The 13,624-nt window shown below is 66.7% G+C and carries 12 protein-coding genes and 1 tRNA gene; 8 read left to right on the forward strand and 5 right to left on the reverse strand.

Annotated features, from left to right (window positions below; translation table 11 throughout):
* Positions 1-442: 442 nt before the first annotated feature.
* From EKL94_RS17440 to EKL94_RS17455, 4 genes are all read left to right on the forward strand, one after another.
* A complete protein-coding gene (locus EKL94_RS17440) occupies positions 443-658 on the forward strand; it encodes a hypothetical protein (protein ID WP_005410085.1) in 216 nt (71 codons plus the stop codon).
* A 207-nt stretch (positions 659-865) separates the two neighbouring features.
* Complete coding sequence (locus EKL94_RS17445; RefSeq protein WP_126930041.1) at positions 866-3,253, forward strand: Tex family protein; 2,388 nt, start codon at positions 866-868, stop codon at positions 3,251-3,253.
* 208 nt (positions 3,254-3,461) lie between these two features.
* Positions 3,462-5,651, forward strand: a complete 2,190-nt coding sequence (locus EKL94_RS17450; protein WP_126930042.1) for a PAS domain S-box protein — start codon at positions 3,462-3,464, stop codon at positions 5,649-5,651.
* 62 nt (positions 5,652-5,713) lie between these two features.
* Entirely contained in the window at positions 5,714-5,944 is a 231-nt protein-coding gene (locus tag EKL94_RS17455) for a hypothetical protein (RefSeq protein ID WP_126930043.1), read from the forward strand.
* A gap of 39 nt (positions 5,945-5,983) precedes the next feature.
* Here the strand turns inward: EKL94_RS17455 and EKL94_RS17460 are convergent, their stop codons facing one another.
* Positions 5,984-7,072: a DUF5694 domain-containing protein gene (locus EKL94_RS17460; RefSeq protein ID WP_126930044.1), complete on the reverse strand. Its 1,089-nt coding sequence runs from the start codon at positions 7,070-7,072 to the stop codon at positions 5,984-5,986.
* 120 nt (positions 7,073-7,192) lie between these two features.
* Here EKL94_RS17460 and EKL94_RS17465 point away from each other — a divergent pair, with 120 nt between their 5' ends.
* The gene (locus tag EKL94_RS17465) at positions 7,193-7,456 is read left to right on the forward strand and encodes a GNAT family N-acetyltransferase (RefSeq protein ID WP_260473454.1); all 264 of its coding nucleotides are present in this window, start codon (positions 7,193-7,195) and stop codon (positions 7,454-7,456) included.
* 255 nt (positions 7,457-7,711) lie between these two features.
* A complete protein-coding gene (locus EKL94_RS17470; protein WP_126930045.1) occupies positions 7,712-9,538 on the forward strand; it encodes a methyl-accepting chemotaxis protein in 1,827 nt (608 codons plus the stop codon).
* On the opposite strand, the gene EKL94_RS17475 is transcribed toward EKL94_RS17470, so the two are convergent.
* The 3 genes from EKL94_RS17475 to EKL94_RS17485 form a co-directional block, all read right to left on the reverse strand.
* Positions 9,535-10,971, reverse strand: a complete 1,437-nt coding sequence (locus EKL94_RS17475; RefSeq protein ID WP_126930046.1) for a GGDEF domain-containing protein — start codon at positions 10,969-10,971, stop codon at positions 9,535-9,537. The genes EKL94_RS17470 and EKL94_RS17475 overlap by 4 nt on opposite strands.
* Before the next feature lie 115 nt (positions 10,972-11,086).
* Entirely contained in the window at positions 11,087-11,629 is a 543-nt protein-coding gene (locus tag EKL94_RS17480; protein WP_126930047.1) for a GNAT family N-acetyltransferase, read from the reverse strand.
* A gap of 70 nt (positions 11,630-11,699) precedes the next feature.
* A tRNA-Leu gene (locus EKL94_RS17485) sits at positions 11,700-11,785 on the reverse strand.
* Positions 11,786-11,917: 132 nt separating this feature from the next.
* Between EKL94_RS17485 and EKL94_RS17490 the strand changes: the two genes are divergently transcribed.
* Positions 11,918-12,298 (forward strand): response regulator, encoded by a 381-nt coding sequence (locus tag EKL94_RS17490; protein ID WP_126930048.1) that lies wholly within the window; start codon positions 11,918-11,920, stop codon positions 12,296-12,298.
* A gap of 69 nt (positions 12,299-12,367) precedes the next feature.
* Positions 12,368-12,565: a hypothetical protein gene (locus EKL94_RS17495; RefSeq protein WP_010484956.1), complete on the forward strand. Its 198-nt coding sequence runs from the start codon at positions 12,368-12,370 to the stop codon at positions 12,563-12,565.
* 45 nt (positions 12,566-12,610) lie between these two features.
* Here EKL94_RS17495 and EKL94_RS17500 read toward each other — a convergent pair whose 3' ends face one another.
* On the reverse strand, positions 12,611-13,567 hold the full coding sequence (locus EKL94_RS17500; protein ID WP_126930049.1) for an SOS response-associated peptidase family protein: 957 nt from the start codon (positions 13,565-13,567) through the stop codon (positions 12,611-12,613).
* Between the last annotated feature and the right edge of the window lie 57 nt (positions 13,568-13,624).

The following is a 13,624-nucleotide window of genomic DNA, read 5'->3' on the forward strand; positions in this document are numbered from 1 at the left end:
TATAAAATGTTTTTTGATTATATTGTTTTTTTTCTAAGTTATGCTTAATGTGCAGTGTCATTTTTGTTTTTTCCAACTAAGAGCATCATACGTGATATGGGTCCCTCTCGTGTGCGCTGAAATGGTAATAAGATACAGCCCCAGGGACGGGTTTACGGCGTGTCCCGCGAACCCACCCCGACCGACCCAATCACATGAAGCGCATTTCGCGACCACGCCACGAGGGGCTGCGCCGTTGGCGGGAATCCCCACGGATTCGTTAGCCGGAAGTTAAAGATCCGTAAGCATTCTGCTGCGATCCCGCAGTCATCTGCATGCAACCGATCGTCATTAGCCTTCGTGACGTTCCAGTCAGGTTCGACGCGGTAAGCTCTCCCTCGATGAGCTCGCAGCATCGCTCATCGAGTGCAGTACGCAGTAGCAATTTGGAGGAATACATCACATGGCAATCGTTCTTTATGTCGGTGGTAGCAAGGATGGCGAGAAGGGCGTGGTGCCCTACGGCTTCAGCAAATCCCGCGCCGACACCGCGCTGGGGCCGGAGTTCTACACGGAGCGGTTCATGGAACTGCAGGGTGTCGGCAAGGTCCGCCTGATGGCCCTGGAAGGCATGCGTGACGAGATCGTCATGCAGCGCGCCGCCCGCCACTACCGCTGACCTCCGCAACACGCGGCAGGGCGCGCCCACCATCGCGCGCCCGCGCCGGCATCCCAGCCCAGGGCCAGTCCGAGCCCTCTCTTCGCCAGGATGCCGGCGTCCAATCCGGCCCCGCCGCTGAACCTCGTCCCCTGTCAATGCCTTGTCCGGCTCCGTCGTGGGTTGCCAGAATGGGGTCTTCCCGTACCGCGGCACAGACCTGAAGCAATGCACGACGCCAAGAACGCCCAGAGCGCGCTCGCCCAGCAGATCGCCCAGACCATCGCCGACGAGATCGGTGCCCAGTCCACCCAGGTACGCGCCGCCGTCGGCCTGCTCGACGAGGGCGCCAGCGTTCCGTTCATCGCGCGCTACCGCAAGGAAGTGACCGGGGGCCTGGACGACACCCAGCTGCGCAACCTGGAAGTGCGCTTGACCTACCTGCGCGAGCTGGAGGACCGTCGCGCAGCGGTGCTGGCCAGCATCGGCGAGCAGGGCAAGCTCAGCCACGAGCTGCGCAATGACATCCTGGCCGCCGACACCAAGAGCCGGCTGGAAGATCTGTACCTGCCGTACAAGCCCAAGCGCCGCACCCGCGCCCAGATCGCCCGCGAGGCCGGTCTGGAGCCGCTGGCCGATGGCCTGCTGGCCGACCCGACGCAGGACCCGCAGACGTTCGCGGCCACCTTCGTCAATACCGACAAGGGCGTGGCCGACACCAAGGCAGCGCTGGAAGGCGCGCGCGCGATCCTGATGGAGCGCTGGGGTGAAGACGCCGCGCTGGTCGGCGAACTGCGTACCTGGCTGGGCGAGACCGGCGTGATCCGTGCCCGCGTGGCTGAGGGCAAGGAAACCGACGGTGCCAAGTACCGCGATTATTTCGAACACGCCGAGTCGCTGGCGAAGATTCCCTCGCACCGGCTGCTGGCGCTGTTCCGCGCCCGCCGCGAGGAGATCCTGTTCCTGGAGCTGGACCCGGGCAGTGACGCCGAGACCGGCCACCAGTACGCCGAGGGTCGGGTGGCGCGCAAGGCCGGCATCGCCGACCAGGGCCGTGCCGCCGACCGCTGGCTGCTGGACGCCTGTCGCCTGACCTGGCGCGCCAAGCTGCACACCCATCTGCTGCTGGACCTGTTCAACCAGGCCCGCGAAAAGGCCGAGGCCGAAGCCATCGCGGTGTTCGGCGACAACCTGAAGGATCTGCTGCTGGCCGCACCGGCGGGCCCGAAGACCGTGCTGGGCCTCGATCCGGGCATCCGTACCGGCTGCAAGATCGCCGTGGTCGATGCCACCGGCAAGCTTGTCGCCACCGACACCATCTACCCGCACGAGCCGCGCCGCCAGTGGGACCAGTCGCTGCAGACGATCAAGCAGCTGTGCGCCAAGCACAACGTGGAACTGATCGCGATCGGCAACGGCACCGCCAGCCGCGAAACCGACAAGCTGGCCGGCGAAGCGATCAAGGCCGCTGCCAACCCGAAGCTGCAGAAGGTGGTGGTCAGCGAGGCCGGCGCGTCGGTGTACTCGGCATCCGAGTTCGCGGCCAAGGAGTTCCCGGGGCTGGATGTGTCGCTGCGTGGCGCGGTGTCGATCGCCCGCCGCCTGCAGGACCCGCTGGCCGAGCTGGTCAAGATCGAGCCCAAGGCGATCGGTGTCGGCCAGTACCAGCACGATGTGGACCAGTACCGTCTGGCGCGGGCGCTGGACGCGCGCGTCGAGGACTGCGTGAACGCGGTCGGCGTATACGTGAACACCGCCTCGGCCGCGCTGCTGTCGCGGGTGTCCGGCCTGTCGGCCACGGTGGCCGAGAACATCGTGCGCCATCGTGACGACAACGGCCCGTTCAAGCGTCGCAAGGACCTGCTGAAGGTTGCGCGCCTGGGCGAAAAGACCTTCGAACAGTGCGCCGGCTTCCTGCGTATCGCCGATGGTGACCAGCCGCTGGACGCCTCGGCGGTGCACCCGGAAGCCTATCCGGTGGTCGAGCGCATCGTGGCCAGCACCGCACGCCCGATCAAGGCGCTGATCGGCGATGGCAGCTTCCTGCGTGGCCTGAAGGCAGAACAGTTCACCGACGACACCTTCGGCGTGCCGACCGTGCGCGACATCCTGAAGGAACTGGAAAAGCCAGGCCGCGATCCGCGTCCGGAGTTCAAGGCCGCGCGTTTCGCCGAGGGCGTCGAGGACATCAAGGACCTGCGCGAGGGCATGGTGCTGGAGGGGGTGGTCAGCAACGTGGCCGCCTTCGGGGCCTTTGTCGATATCGGCGTGCACCAGGATGGCCTGATCCACATCTCGGCGCTCTCCGATACCTTCGTGAAGGACCCGCGCGACGTGGTCAAGGCCGGCGATATCGTCAAGGTGAAGGTGCTGGAGGTGGACGTGGCGCGCAAGCGCATCGCCCTGACCCGGCGCCTGGACGATACCCCCGGGCAGGCCACCAGCCGCCCGGGCCAGCGCGATGAGCGCGGCCAGGGGCAGGGTCCGCGCCGCGATGCAGGCGGCCAGAACCGTGGGCCGAACCGGGGCCAGGGCAATGGCGGTCGTCCTACCGCGTCCGCGCCCCCGGCCAACAATGCCCTGGCCGAGGCCTTCGCCCGCGCCAAGCGCAGTTGAGGACCGTGTCCCCCGTCACGCTTGATTCGTGGCGGGGGACTTGTCGATTTTCCCCGTGATTGCGCACACTTGCGCTTGAGGGGAGGCGTTCGGCCACCCCGCTGTCGCTGGGGAGGGCCATGACGCCAGCAGGACCCGTCGTCTTCGTTGAGGGCTGCAGCGTTGTGCTGCGGCCGCTGCCTGCCTGTGCGGGCCGGGGGACGGGGTGATGGCGGGCCAGGGAAGCAACGGCAACGGGCTGCTGGAACGGCGCCTGCAGGAGCTGGCCGAGGAGCGCCGGCGCCTGGCGATGATCATCGACGGCACCGCTGCCGGCACCTGGGAATGGAACGTGCAGACCGGCGAAATGCGGGTCAATGCGCGCTGGGCGGAGATCGTCGGCTATCGCCTGGAAGAGCTGGAGCCGGTGTGCCAGAAGACGTTCCTGAAGCTGGTCCACCCGGACGACATCGTCCTGTCCGATGCGGCGCTGGAGGACCATTTCGAAGGCCGCAGCGACAACTATGTCTGCCTGCTGCGCATGCGCCACAAGAATGGCCAGTGGATCTGGATCCACGACCGTGGCCGCGTGTTCGAATGGGACGGGCAGGGACGACCGCTATGGATGGCCGGTGCGCACGCCGACGTGACCGAGCTGCAGCAGGCGCGGCAGGACGCGGCCGAGAGCCGGCAGCGATTGCAGGCCGTGGTCGACGCGTCCGACGAGGTGGCGGTGATCGCTACCGATACCGAAGGCACCATCACCCTGTTCAATACCGGCGCGGAACGCCTGCTGGGATACAGCGCGGAGGAAGTGATCGGCCAGCGGCGACTGGGTGATTTCCACGATCCGGACGAGCTGGCGGCATGGCTGCGTCCGCTGGCAGCTGCGGACGGAAGCCTGCCGGGCGTGTTTGAAGCACTCAGCGCCCGCGCCGATGAGCAGACCTATTCGCGGCAGTGGACACTGCGGCGCAAGGATGGCCAGCCGCGCCAGGTGCGCCTGTCGATCAGCCGCATGGATGGTGCCGGCGGTGCGCGGATCGGCTATGTCGGCATGTCCATCGACATCACCGAGATCCTGCAGGCGCGCGCCGAAGCACGCCTGTCGGCGGAGAAATTCGCCGGTGCGTTCACGTCGGCGGCGCTGGGCATGGCGCTGGTGTCGCTGGAAGGGCGCTGGCTGGACGTCAATGACGCGCTGTGCCGGATTCTCGGCTATGCGCGCGAAGAACTGTTGCAGGTCGATTTCCAGCGGCTGACCCACCCCGACGATCTGCAGACCGATCTGGCCCTGGTGCAGGATCTGCTGGCCGGGCGGCGCAGCCACTACCACCTGGAAAAGCGTTATCTCGATCGCGACGGCAAGGTGATCTGGGCACGGCTGTCGGTGTCGCTGGTGCGCACCGAGCACGGCGAGCCGCTGCATTTCGTGTCGCAGATCCAGGACATCAGCGCCCAGCGCAGCAGCGAGCAGCGCCTGTTCGAGAGCGAGCAGCGCAGCCGTATCACCCTCGATGCCGTGGCCGATCTGGTGCTCAGCGTCAGCCTGGACGGACGTATCGACTACGCCAATGCCGCCGCAGTGCGCACCCTGGCGGGTGATGGCGCGCTGTCGCTGGCCGGGCACAAGGTGCAGGACGTGCTGGCGCTGACCACCGAATACGCGCCCGGCTCGGTATTGGATGTGTCGGTGCTGCTGGACCCGGAAAGCAATGCGGTGGACCTGCACGCCGATCTTCTGCTGCGCCTGGGTACAGCCACGATTCCGGTCGACCTGACCCGCGCCTGGCTGCGTGATGATGAAGGTCATGTACGCGGCGCAGTGTGGGTGCTGCGCGATGACACCCAGCAGCGCGCGCGCCAGCGCGAGGCGCGCCATCTGGCCGAGATCGATCCGCTGACCGAGTTGAGCAACCGTCGCGGCTTCGAGGTGCATCTGCAGCAGGCGATCACCCGCGTCGAGCGTACCGGCCAGGCCGCCTCGTTGATGTACATCGACCTGGACCGCTTCAAGCCGGTCAACGACACCTGGGGCCATCTGGCCGGCGATGCCGTGCTGTGGGCGGTGGCCAGCGTGCTGCGCCATGGCGTGCGCGATTCGGACGTGGTGGCACGGCTGGGCGGCGACGAATTCGCGGTGATCCTGTCCGGTTGCACGCCGCGCCGTGCCGCGCGCATCGGTGGTGAACTGCTGCACACCCTGGCATCGCTGTCGATTCCGTGGGACCAGGACCGCCTGCATGTGGGCGCCAGCATCGGTATCGCGCCATTGGCGGGTGGAATGAGCGTGGACCAGGCCGTTGCGGCGGCTGATGCCCAGTGCTACCGGGCCAAGGCAATGGGGCGCAACAACGTGCAGGTGCAGGGCGAGGCCAGCGAGCTGCCGGGCGATGATTCCGAAGCCGCCGAGGGCTGATCTCAGCCTGTGAGAGGGCGTGCGCGAATACTGCGCGCACATCCACTCATGCAGGTGATCCCATGAAGGTCTGGAACCCGGTTGCGATGCGGGCCTACGCCCCGGCGATGGTTGGCTGGTGCCTCGCGCTGGCCGCCTGCCTGCGTACGGAACAGCTGCGCGGCGACCTGCACGCGCAGGCCCTGCTGCCGGTACTGCAGGGCGGCGCGGTCGCCCTGCTGGTGTTCACGCTGTCCTGCATCGGTGCCGCCAGCATCGTGCTGTGGCGGGCGGGCAGGAACGCGGTGGAGTGATGCGGTGGATGGTCACCGCATCCCCCATGACATGTTGCGTCAGCGCAGAACTTCATCCGAACTGACCAGCTGCACGTCGTGCATCAGGTTGAGGTAAGCCTCGTAGTAGCCCTTGTGCGAGGCACCGACGATGGTCAGCATGCGGGTGCCTGGATGCTGGCCCAGTATGTCGCGCATGTTGGCGACCATGCGCAGGTTGCGGGTTTCCCAGTAGCCCACGTAGTTGCGGCCGAAGCCTTCCGGCGAGGGCTCGACGAGCGTCGCGCCGAAGTCGCTGTTGTAGACGACCATTGCCGTCTCAGGCGTGTTGTAGGCGCGATACATCGCGAGCAGTCCGTCCGGTTGAGCGAGATTGGCTTCGAGCCTTTCATCAGCCGCCATGCGCGCTTTGACGAAGGCGTTGTCCCAGGCACCTCGTATGGCGGCCGATTGAGCCTTCTGCTGGGCTGCCGGCGTGGGTGAATCCGCAGTGTGGTCGTCGACCGCCCACAGCCGCTCCAGGCCCAGGCGTGCGGCAAGGACGCCAGCCACCAGGCCGGCCTCGTTGCGGCGGGCCATGCGCGTGTCGAGGAACTGCACCAGCTCCGGTGTCAGGCTGTCTGAAGCACGTCGCTCTTCCCTGGGCAACCGCAGCCATTGGACGACTGCCGAACTGCTTTCGCCCGCGGCCAGAAAGACTGCGGCCAATCGGCGTCGCTGGGCAGCGGTTGGCGCCTTCGGCCAATCCGCAAGCAGGCGTTCCATCTCCACGTTGGCGCTGGGCACGTCCAGGCCGGTGGCGGCCTGCGCCGGTGCCGGATCGACGCAGTAGTCCGCTACGCTCTCCGCGTATCGGGCCGGATTGCGGCGCATGAAGTCACACTGCAGGCCGGACAGGTTCTCTACCGCGATCGCGGTGGGCCGCCAGGCTTCCAGGCGCTGCAGCAGAGGTTCCAGCATCGCCGGCGTGAAGGTCTCCGGCAGACTGGACAGGTGCGGGCTGCCCAGCACCAGCACTTCGTTCAGGCGTCCTGCGGGCGGTCCCTTCAGCTGGTCCGGGTGGAAGGCCGGTCGATAGGCGGTGTCGTTGGCCAGCGCGCTGCTGCTGCACATGGCCAGGAAGAGAAGGCTGGCAAAGCGAGGGAACATGCGATCTCCATGTCGATAAGCATCCTGCGGGACCTTCATGCTGGTCATTTTCTCCTGCTGGGGAATCCCGCATTGGTCATGTAAACCTTTTTGCCTTGAGCTGCATCCTTCTGCTGAGCGATGCTGTACATCGCAGAAGTGATGCATGGGCACGGCTATGGCCGCGAAGCCGTGGCGGCGGTGTGGTCGGCGGCCTCCGGGCGCCTGCGCTGTGCTGCGTTTCGCTACCCGGTGGCGGAGCAGAACCGGTCCAGCCGTTCACTGGCTGAGTCCCTCGGCGGGCAGGCAGTGGCACGTGAGCAGCGCGTGAAGTACACGGCAATCATCTACCGCATTCCGGCTGCAATGCATGGAGTTGCGACGGACGTCGCGGAATCCCGCTAAAGCGGCCGACGGCATCGCCGATACTCCCTCTGGATCCCGCTCCAGTCACCCGCTGCAGGACCCCAGACTGCCCCCGATGGGCGGTCCGCGCAGTGTGTTCCGCCGCTTCCAGATGCCGATCGCACCCGCAGCAGACGTTCTTGGCAGTCGCTCGAGAGGTGCCGGTTGGCACCTGTAGTCCCTGGCAACTGATGTTGCCGCCGGGCATCCCGCCCGTCGGGTCACAACCGCTTACCGGACACCGAGGATCAGACAATGCTCATTCCAGGCTTCACGGCAGGCGCGCAGGCGCCGGCCGAGCTGCATACCCGTTGGTCGCCGTGGCGTGCGCTGCTTGGCGTACTGGCGCCGCAGCAACGCACCAGCACAGAGAAGGCGCTGACCGACCGCACCGAGCTGGAAGCGCAGGTGGCCGCGCTGCATCGCGTGCAGGCCGTCATCGAGTTCGCGCTCGACGGCACCATCCTGCAGGCCAATGACAATTTCCTGCAGGCGATGGGCTACCGCCTGGAGGAGATCCAGGGCAAGCATCATTCCCTGTTCGTCGACCCCGAGCAGGCGCGCAGCGCCGAATACCGCGACTTCTGGGCGCGATTGGGGCGTGGCGAATACGACGCCGGACAGTACCGCCGCTTCGGCAAGGGCCAGCGCGAGATCTGGATCCAGGCCTCGTACAACCCGGTGCTGGACCGCCAGGGGCGCCCGTACAAGGTGGTCAAGTTCGCGACCGACATCACCGCGCAGAAGCTGCAGGCGGCCGACTCGGCGGGGCAACTGGCCGCGATCGCCAAGTCGCAGGCGGTGATCGAGTTCAGCATGGATGGCCGCATCCTGTCGGCCAATGACAATTTCCTGGCCGCCACCGGCTACAGCCTGGACGAGGTGCGCGGGCAGCACCATTCGTTGTTTGTCGAGCCCGAGCATCGCAGCAGCGTCGAATATCGCCAGTTCTGGGAGAAACTGGGGCGCGGCGAGTATGACGCCGGGCAGTATCGGCGCTTGGGCAAGGGCGGGCGCGAGGTCTGGATCCAGGCATCCTACAACCCGATCCTGGACCTCAATGGCAAGCCGTTCAAGGTCGTCAAGTACGCCACCGACATCACCGCGCAGGTGCATGAGAACCAGGCCATGCAGCGCGCCGTGGCGCAGACCCGCGAGGTGGTGGCTGCCGCCAAGCAGGGCGATCTGACCCAGCGCGTGGCCACCGCCGACAAGAACGGGTCGATCGCCGAGCTGTGTGAAGGCGTGAACTCGCTGGTCGAGGCGATGGCCGCGATCATCGGCCAGATCAAGTTCGCTGCGGACACCATCGCAATCGGCGCGACTGAAATCGCACAGGGCAACAGCGACCTCTCGCAGCGCACCGAGCAGCAGGCGGCCTCGCTGGAGGAAACCGCCGTGTCGATGAAGGGCCTGGCCGAGACCGTGCAGCGCACGGCCACCAACGCGCGCCAGGCCAGCCAGCTGGCCGGTGGAGCGGCCGACGTCGCCGCGCGAGGCGGCAATGTGGTGCATGAGGTGGTCGAGACGATGGCGGTGATCAATGCCTCGTCGCGGCGCATCGTCGACATCATCGGGGTGATCGACGGCATCGCCTTCCAGACCAACATTCTCGCGCTGAACGCAGCGGTGGAGGCGGCGCGTGCCGGTGAACATGGCCGTGGCTTCGCCGTGGTTGCCACCGAGATCCGCGAGCTGTCGCAGCGTTCGGCCAGCGCAGCCAAGGAGATCAAGCACCTGATCGATGAGTCGGTTGCCAATGTGGGCGCCGGCACGGCGCAGGTTGAGAGCGCGGGCCGCACCATGGATGAAATTGTGACCAACGTGCGCCGGGTCAGCGACCTGATGACCGAAATCAGCACTGCCTCGCAGCAGCAGAGCGATGACATCCAGCAGATGAATCATGCGGTCGACCTGATCGATCAGGGCACCCAGCAGAACGCGGCCCTGGTCGAGGAGGCGTCGGCGGCGGCGCGCAGCATGGAAGAACAGTCGGCGCAGCTGCTGCAGACCGTGGCCAGCTTCCGCGTGCAGGGCGGCGCCGGGCACCGGCATGGAGCGGCGGCGCTGCACGCGGTCTAGGCGCGGCGCCCGGACCGGTCTGCCGTGGTCTCGGTGTCGCCGCGTACGCAGTTGCGACCGGCATGCTTGGCGCGATACAGGGCCTGGTCGGCGCGTTCGACCAGGTCGCGCGGATCGCGGTCTTCGCCGGGTGCCTGCCAGGCCACGCCGATGCTGATGGTGACGGTGGCCTCGGGGGCGGGCAGGGCCGCGGCTTCGACCGAAGCGCGCAGCCGTTCGCCCAGGCCCAGGGCGTGGGTGGCATCGGGCGCGGGCAGGGCGGCGATGAACTCTTCGCCACCATAGCGGGCCAGCAGATCGTCACCCCGTTGCAGGCAGCCATCAAGAATGGCGGCCACCGACTGCAGGCGGCGATCGCCTTCCGGGTGGCCGTAGGTGTCATTGAGCCGTTTGAAGTGGTCGATGTCGATCATCAGTACCGCCAGCCCGAGCCCCTGGCGGCGCGCGCGGCCGCGGGCACTGCCGAGTGATTCGTCGAAGCTGCGGCGGTTGCCCAGACCGGTCAACGGATCACGCCGCGCCAGTGTTTCCAGCTCATCGCGCTGGCGCTGGATCTCCACCTGGCTCAGCACGCTGCGCAGGGCATAGCCGAGCATGGCACCAATGAAGCCGACCGTGGCCAGGGTGGGCTGCAGGCGCGCGACCAGCAGCGCCACCATCATCAGCAGCAAGGGCAGCATCAACGGCACGCCGGCGTCGACGATGCGGCGCAGGCTGCGCGATACCTCCACCGCCGGATAACGGCGCTTGCTGCCGGCCATGACGGCCAGCACCACGAACAGCCCGCTGATCAGCAGGTCCCCCCAGTTGCCGTCAGGCAGCTGCGATTGGTAGGTGTTGATGTAGAACGCCAGCAGGAAGTAGCCCAGCGAGTAGATCGCAAGTGTCCGGAAAAAATCGCGGCGATCGGGATTGTCCTCGGCCAGGAAGCGGATCAGCGCGAAGCAGAACACCAGGCTGTTCTGTACGCTGCTCATGGCGTTCAGGCACTGCGTCCACAATGCGGTGTTGAAGTGCGCCATCGCCCGCGTGTGCCCGTAGTACAACAGCCACAGCAACGCGATGATCAGCAGGTCCACCGCGCGGATGCAGCGGTTGCCGCCGCCCGGGCTGGCGGCCACGTAGGTCAGGGGGATCCGGTAGAACACGTACAGGATCAGCGAAGACACGGTCATCTGCGCGGGATCGAGGCCGGCCACATTGCGGTACAGCAGGGCCAGCAGGGCCAGCGAGAACAGGCCCACGGCCGCGCCCAGCGTCCGCCATTTGCAGTCTGCCTGGCGGCTGTCACGTGCACGCCGCACGCAGGCCAGTGCAGCCAGCAGCGGGGCGGTGATCAGCATCAGGTAGGAGCCGACCGGGTCCTGCGGGCCGACAAAGGCAATGACGAGCGCGTGCGTGACCAGAAAAAACAGTGCCGCACGCAACGTCATGCATTCCCCCGCCCCCAGCTCCGGCTGGGATCACGATAGGCAGAAGCACGTGAGGCTTGCAAGAAAAGTGTGCACTGCGTCTATTCCAAAGCTTGCCGGCAGTCGCAGTTGTGTTTCAGCGTGGTGACGCGGAGCCTTCGACGCGGGCGTACATCCAGAAGTCACGGGGCTGTCCCCGCACCCGCCGGTAGGCGCGCAGCAGGCCTTCGCGCTGCATGCCGAGGCGTTCCAGCACGGCGATCGAGCGGGTGTTGCTGTCCAGGACGGTCGCCTGGATTCGGACCAGGGCGTGTGCGGCATGGCCCCATTCGATCACCGCGCGTGCTGCGTGCGTGGCCAGTCCCTGGCCCTGCCATCGCGGATCGAGGTCATAGGCGAGTTCGCCGCGGCCATGCGACAGGTCGATTCCGTTCAGGCCAACGGTGCCGATCAGCTGGCTGTCGGCGCCCACCAGTGCCCAGCGCTGGTCCGTTGCCGTAGGCAGGTAAGCGGAGATCTGGCGCCGCAGCGCCCCTTCGGAAACGTCGCCCCAGCTGGTGTGCCCGGTCACGCCCGGCAGCGAGAGATAACGGGACCAGGCGGCAGCATCATCCACGTGCAGTGGGCGCAGGCGTGCGGGCAGGGTAGCGGGGAGCGTGGGCAGGGCGGGCGTTGGCATCGTCGCCAGTGTCGGCGCCCGGGCCCTGAAAATGCAAAAGGCCAGGTCGGGGACCTGGCCTTTGATGCAGTGGTGCCGGTGAAAGGACTCGAACCTTCATGGGGTCACCCCCGGCTGATTTTGAGTCAGCTGCGTATACCATTCCGCCACACCGGCAGGCAGCGTGCGAGTGTAACCGAGGTCGGCACGGCTTTCATAGTGGGGAGGCCGATCAGGGCGCGTCCTGTCGGCTTCGGCCCAGTGGTGGCTATACTGCGGCGGCTTGAATGCCTCCAGGAGTGGTAGCCGATGACAGTGTTGCAGGACCTGAGGGTGCTGGTGGTCGAGAACGACGAGATGAGTGCCGCACTGCTGCAGATGCAGCTGGTGCATGCCGGTGCGACGGTGGTGGGTCTGGCTGCGAGCGTGGCTGAAGCGCTGCGCCTGCTGGAGGCGTCGACCCCGGACGTGGCCCTGCTCGATTACCGCCTGGCACGCAATGAAACCAGCGAGCCGGTGGCTGCGGCGCTGTCCGCGCGTGGCGTGCCGTTCGTGCTGGCCACCGGGATGCTGGCCGAGCAGCTGCCCGAGCCGATGCTGGCCGGCGTGCTGCTGGTCAAGCCGTATCTCTCGGCAGATCTGAGCCAGGCGTTGGTACGTGCAGTGGGCCGCGCCAGCGCCAGCGCCTGATTGGCGCGTGCTGAAGCGGTGGGCGTATCCTGCCCGGGCCTGAATGCTCAGGCCTACAAGGAGAGTGGCATGAAGAAGTGGATCAAGCGCATGGTTGCTGCGGGTGTCCTTTCGATGGCGGTCTTCGGTGGTACGGCCTCTGCCGCGTGGTGTGGCCAGCCCTGTTTCCAGCTCTACAAGAGCTGCATCGCGCGGGGTGGTGAGGTCGAACAATGCCTGCAGGAACAGGCCTTCTGCGAAGAGGCGATGTGCGGCGGTAATCCCTGATCCATGAACCCCGCCCAGGCGGGGTTTTTCATCTGCGGGCGGTATTCAGCCCGCTTCTTCGTACACGTAGTGGATCTCTTCGCGGTCGTCGAGGATGCGGTATTGCAGGGCAAGGTCATCCGGATCGGGATTGAGCCAGGCATCGAGGTGTTCCCTGCGGATGGGAACGACGCCGCGGTCGTGGCCCGCAGCGGCGACGTCGTGCGGAGGCGTGTCGGTGATCGTGGCAAATGACAGCAGGCGACCTTCCGGTCCTTCCCATTCCGCCCACAGGCAGGCCAGCAGCAGGTCGCGCGGCGGATCGGGCCGGAACTCCAGCACCACGTCCTGATCCTTCTCATCGGCACCCAGCGTACGGCCGGCGATGGCCTGGCGTGGCACGTGCTCATAGAACGCCTGCACCACCACCACGCCGTGGCGCAGCCCGAACGCACCGCGCCAATAGCCCTCCAGGCTGTCGCGCCTCGCGTTGTAGGTGCCGGGATAGAGGATGTCGTTGCGCACCGGCTTGTCCGGCAGCCGGCACTGGTAGCGCATCGGCTTGATCACGCGTTTGCCGCCCTCGCTGACCATGACCGGTGCGTAGGTGCCGGGGAAAATGCGGTTGTCGCGCGGCAGCAGCTGCACCCGGTGCAGGTCTTCCAGCCGAGCCTGCGCACGATCGATGCGGTTGCCGGCCACGCGCAGGTCGTTGCGTGCCTTCTGGGTGGGGCGGGTCGCCAGCGTGGCGTTGGCGATATCGCGTCGCTCGCGCTGGCGGGCCAGCTCCGCTTCCAGATCCTGGTGTTCCTGCGCATGCCACTGCTGGATTTTCGCGACGATGTCGCGGCCCTGCCCGGTGCGCGCGCCGGCGAAGCCGTCATCCATGGCCTTGGTAGTTCTGGGGCGCTTCTTGCCGGGATCGTGCGCGTACAGCTCCGCGAATTCTTCCAGCGACAGGATGGCGCCGAACTCGCGCACCAGCTTGGCGTAGTCGGCGCGGATCAGGGCGGAATAGCACATGGGAACTCTGCGGGCGTGGGTCGCAGCAGCTGCGACACGGATGAGGCAGGATAGCCC

It is taken from the genome of Stenotrophomonas maltophilia (genome assembly GCF_003970865.1).
Taxonomy (GTDB): Bacteria; Pseudomonadota; Gammaproteobacteria; order Xanthomonadales; family Xanthomonadaceae; genus Stenotrophomonas; species Stenotrophomonas maltophilia_AR.

Excerpts from the sequence above, each read along its gene's own strand:
- EKL94_RS17465 (WP_260473454.1), top strand. The coding sequence starts at position 7,193 with ATGCTGTACATCGCAGAAGTGATGCATGGGCACGGCTATGGCCGCGAA.
- EKL94_RS17500 (WP_126930049.1), bottom strand. The coding sequence starts at position 13,567 with ATGTGCTATTCCGCCCTGATCCGCGCCGACTACGCCAAGCTGGTGCGC.
- EKL94_RS17490 (WP_126930048.1), top strand. The coding sequence starts at position 11,918 with ATGACAGTGTTGCAGGACCTGAGGGTGCTGGTGGTCGAGAACGACGAG.
- EKL94_RS17480 (WP_126930047.1), bottom strand. The coding sequence starts at position 11,629 with ATGCCAACGCCCGCCCTGCCCACGCTCCCCGCTACCCTGCCCGCACGC.
- EKL94_RS17495 (WP_010484956.1), top strand. The coding sequence starts at position 12,368 with ATGAAGAAGTGGATCAAGCGCATGGTTGCTGCGGGTGTCCTTTCGATG.
- EKL94_RS17475 (WP_126930046.1), bottom strand. The coding sequence starts at position 10,971 with ATGACGTTGCGTGCGGCACTGTTTTTTCTGGTCACGCACGCGCTCGTC.
- EKL94_RS17455 (WP_126930043.1), top strand. The coding sequence starts at position 5,714 with ATGAAGGTCTGGAACCCGGTTGCGATGCGGGCCTACGCCCCGGCGATG.
- EKL94_RS17440 (WP_005410085.1), top strand. The coding sequence starts at position 443 with ATGGCAATCGTTCTTTATGTCGGTGGTAGCAAGGATGGCGAGAAGGGC.
- EKL94_RS17470 (WP_126930045.1), top strand. The coding sequence starts at position 7,712 with ATGCTCATTCCAGGCTTCACGGCAGGCGCGCAGGCGCCGGCCGAGCTG.
- EKL94_RS17445 (WP_126930041.1), top strand. The coding sequence starts at position 866 with ATGCACGACGCCAAGAACGCCCAGAGCGCGCTCGCCCAGCAGATCGCC.
- EKL94_RS17450 (WP_126930042.1), top strand. The coding sequence starts at position 3,462 with ATGGCGGGCCAGGGAAGCAACGGCAACGGGCTGCTGGAACGGCGCCTG.
- EKL94_RS17460 (WP_126930044.1), bottom strand. The coding sequence starts at position 7,072 with ATGTTCCCTCGCTTTGCCAGCCTTCTCTTCCTGGCCATGTGCAGCAGC.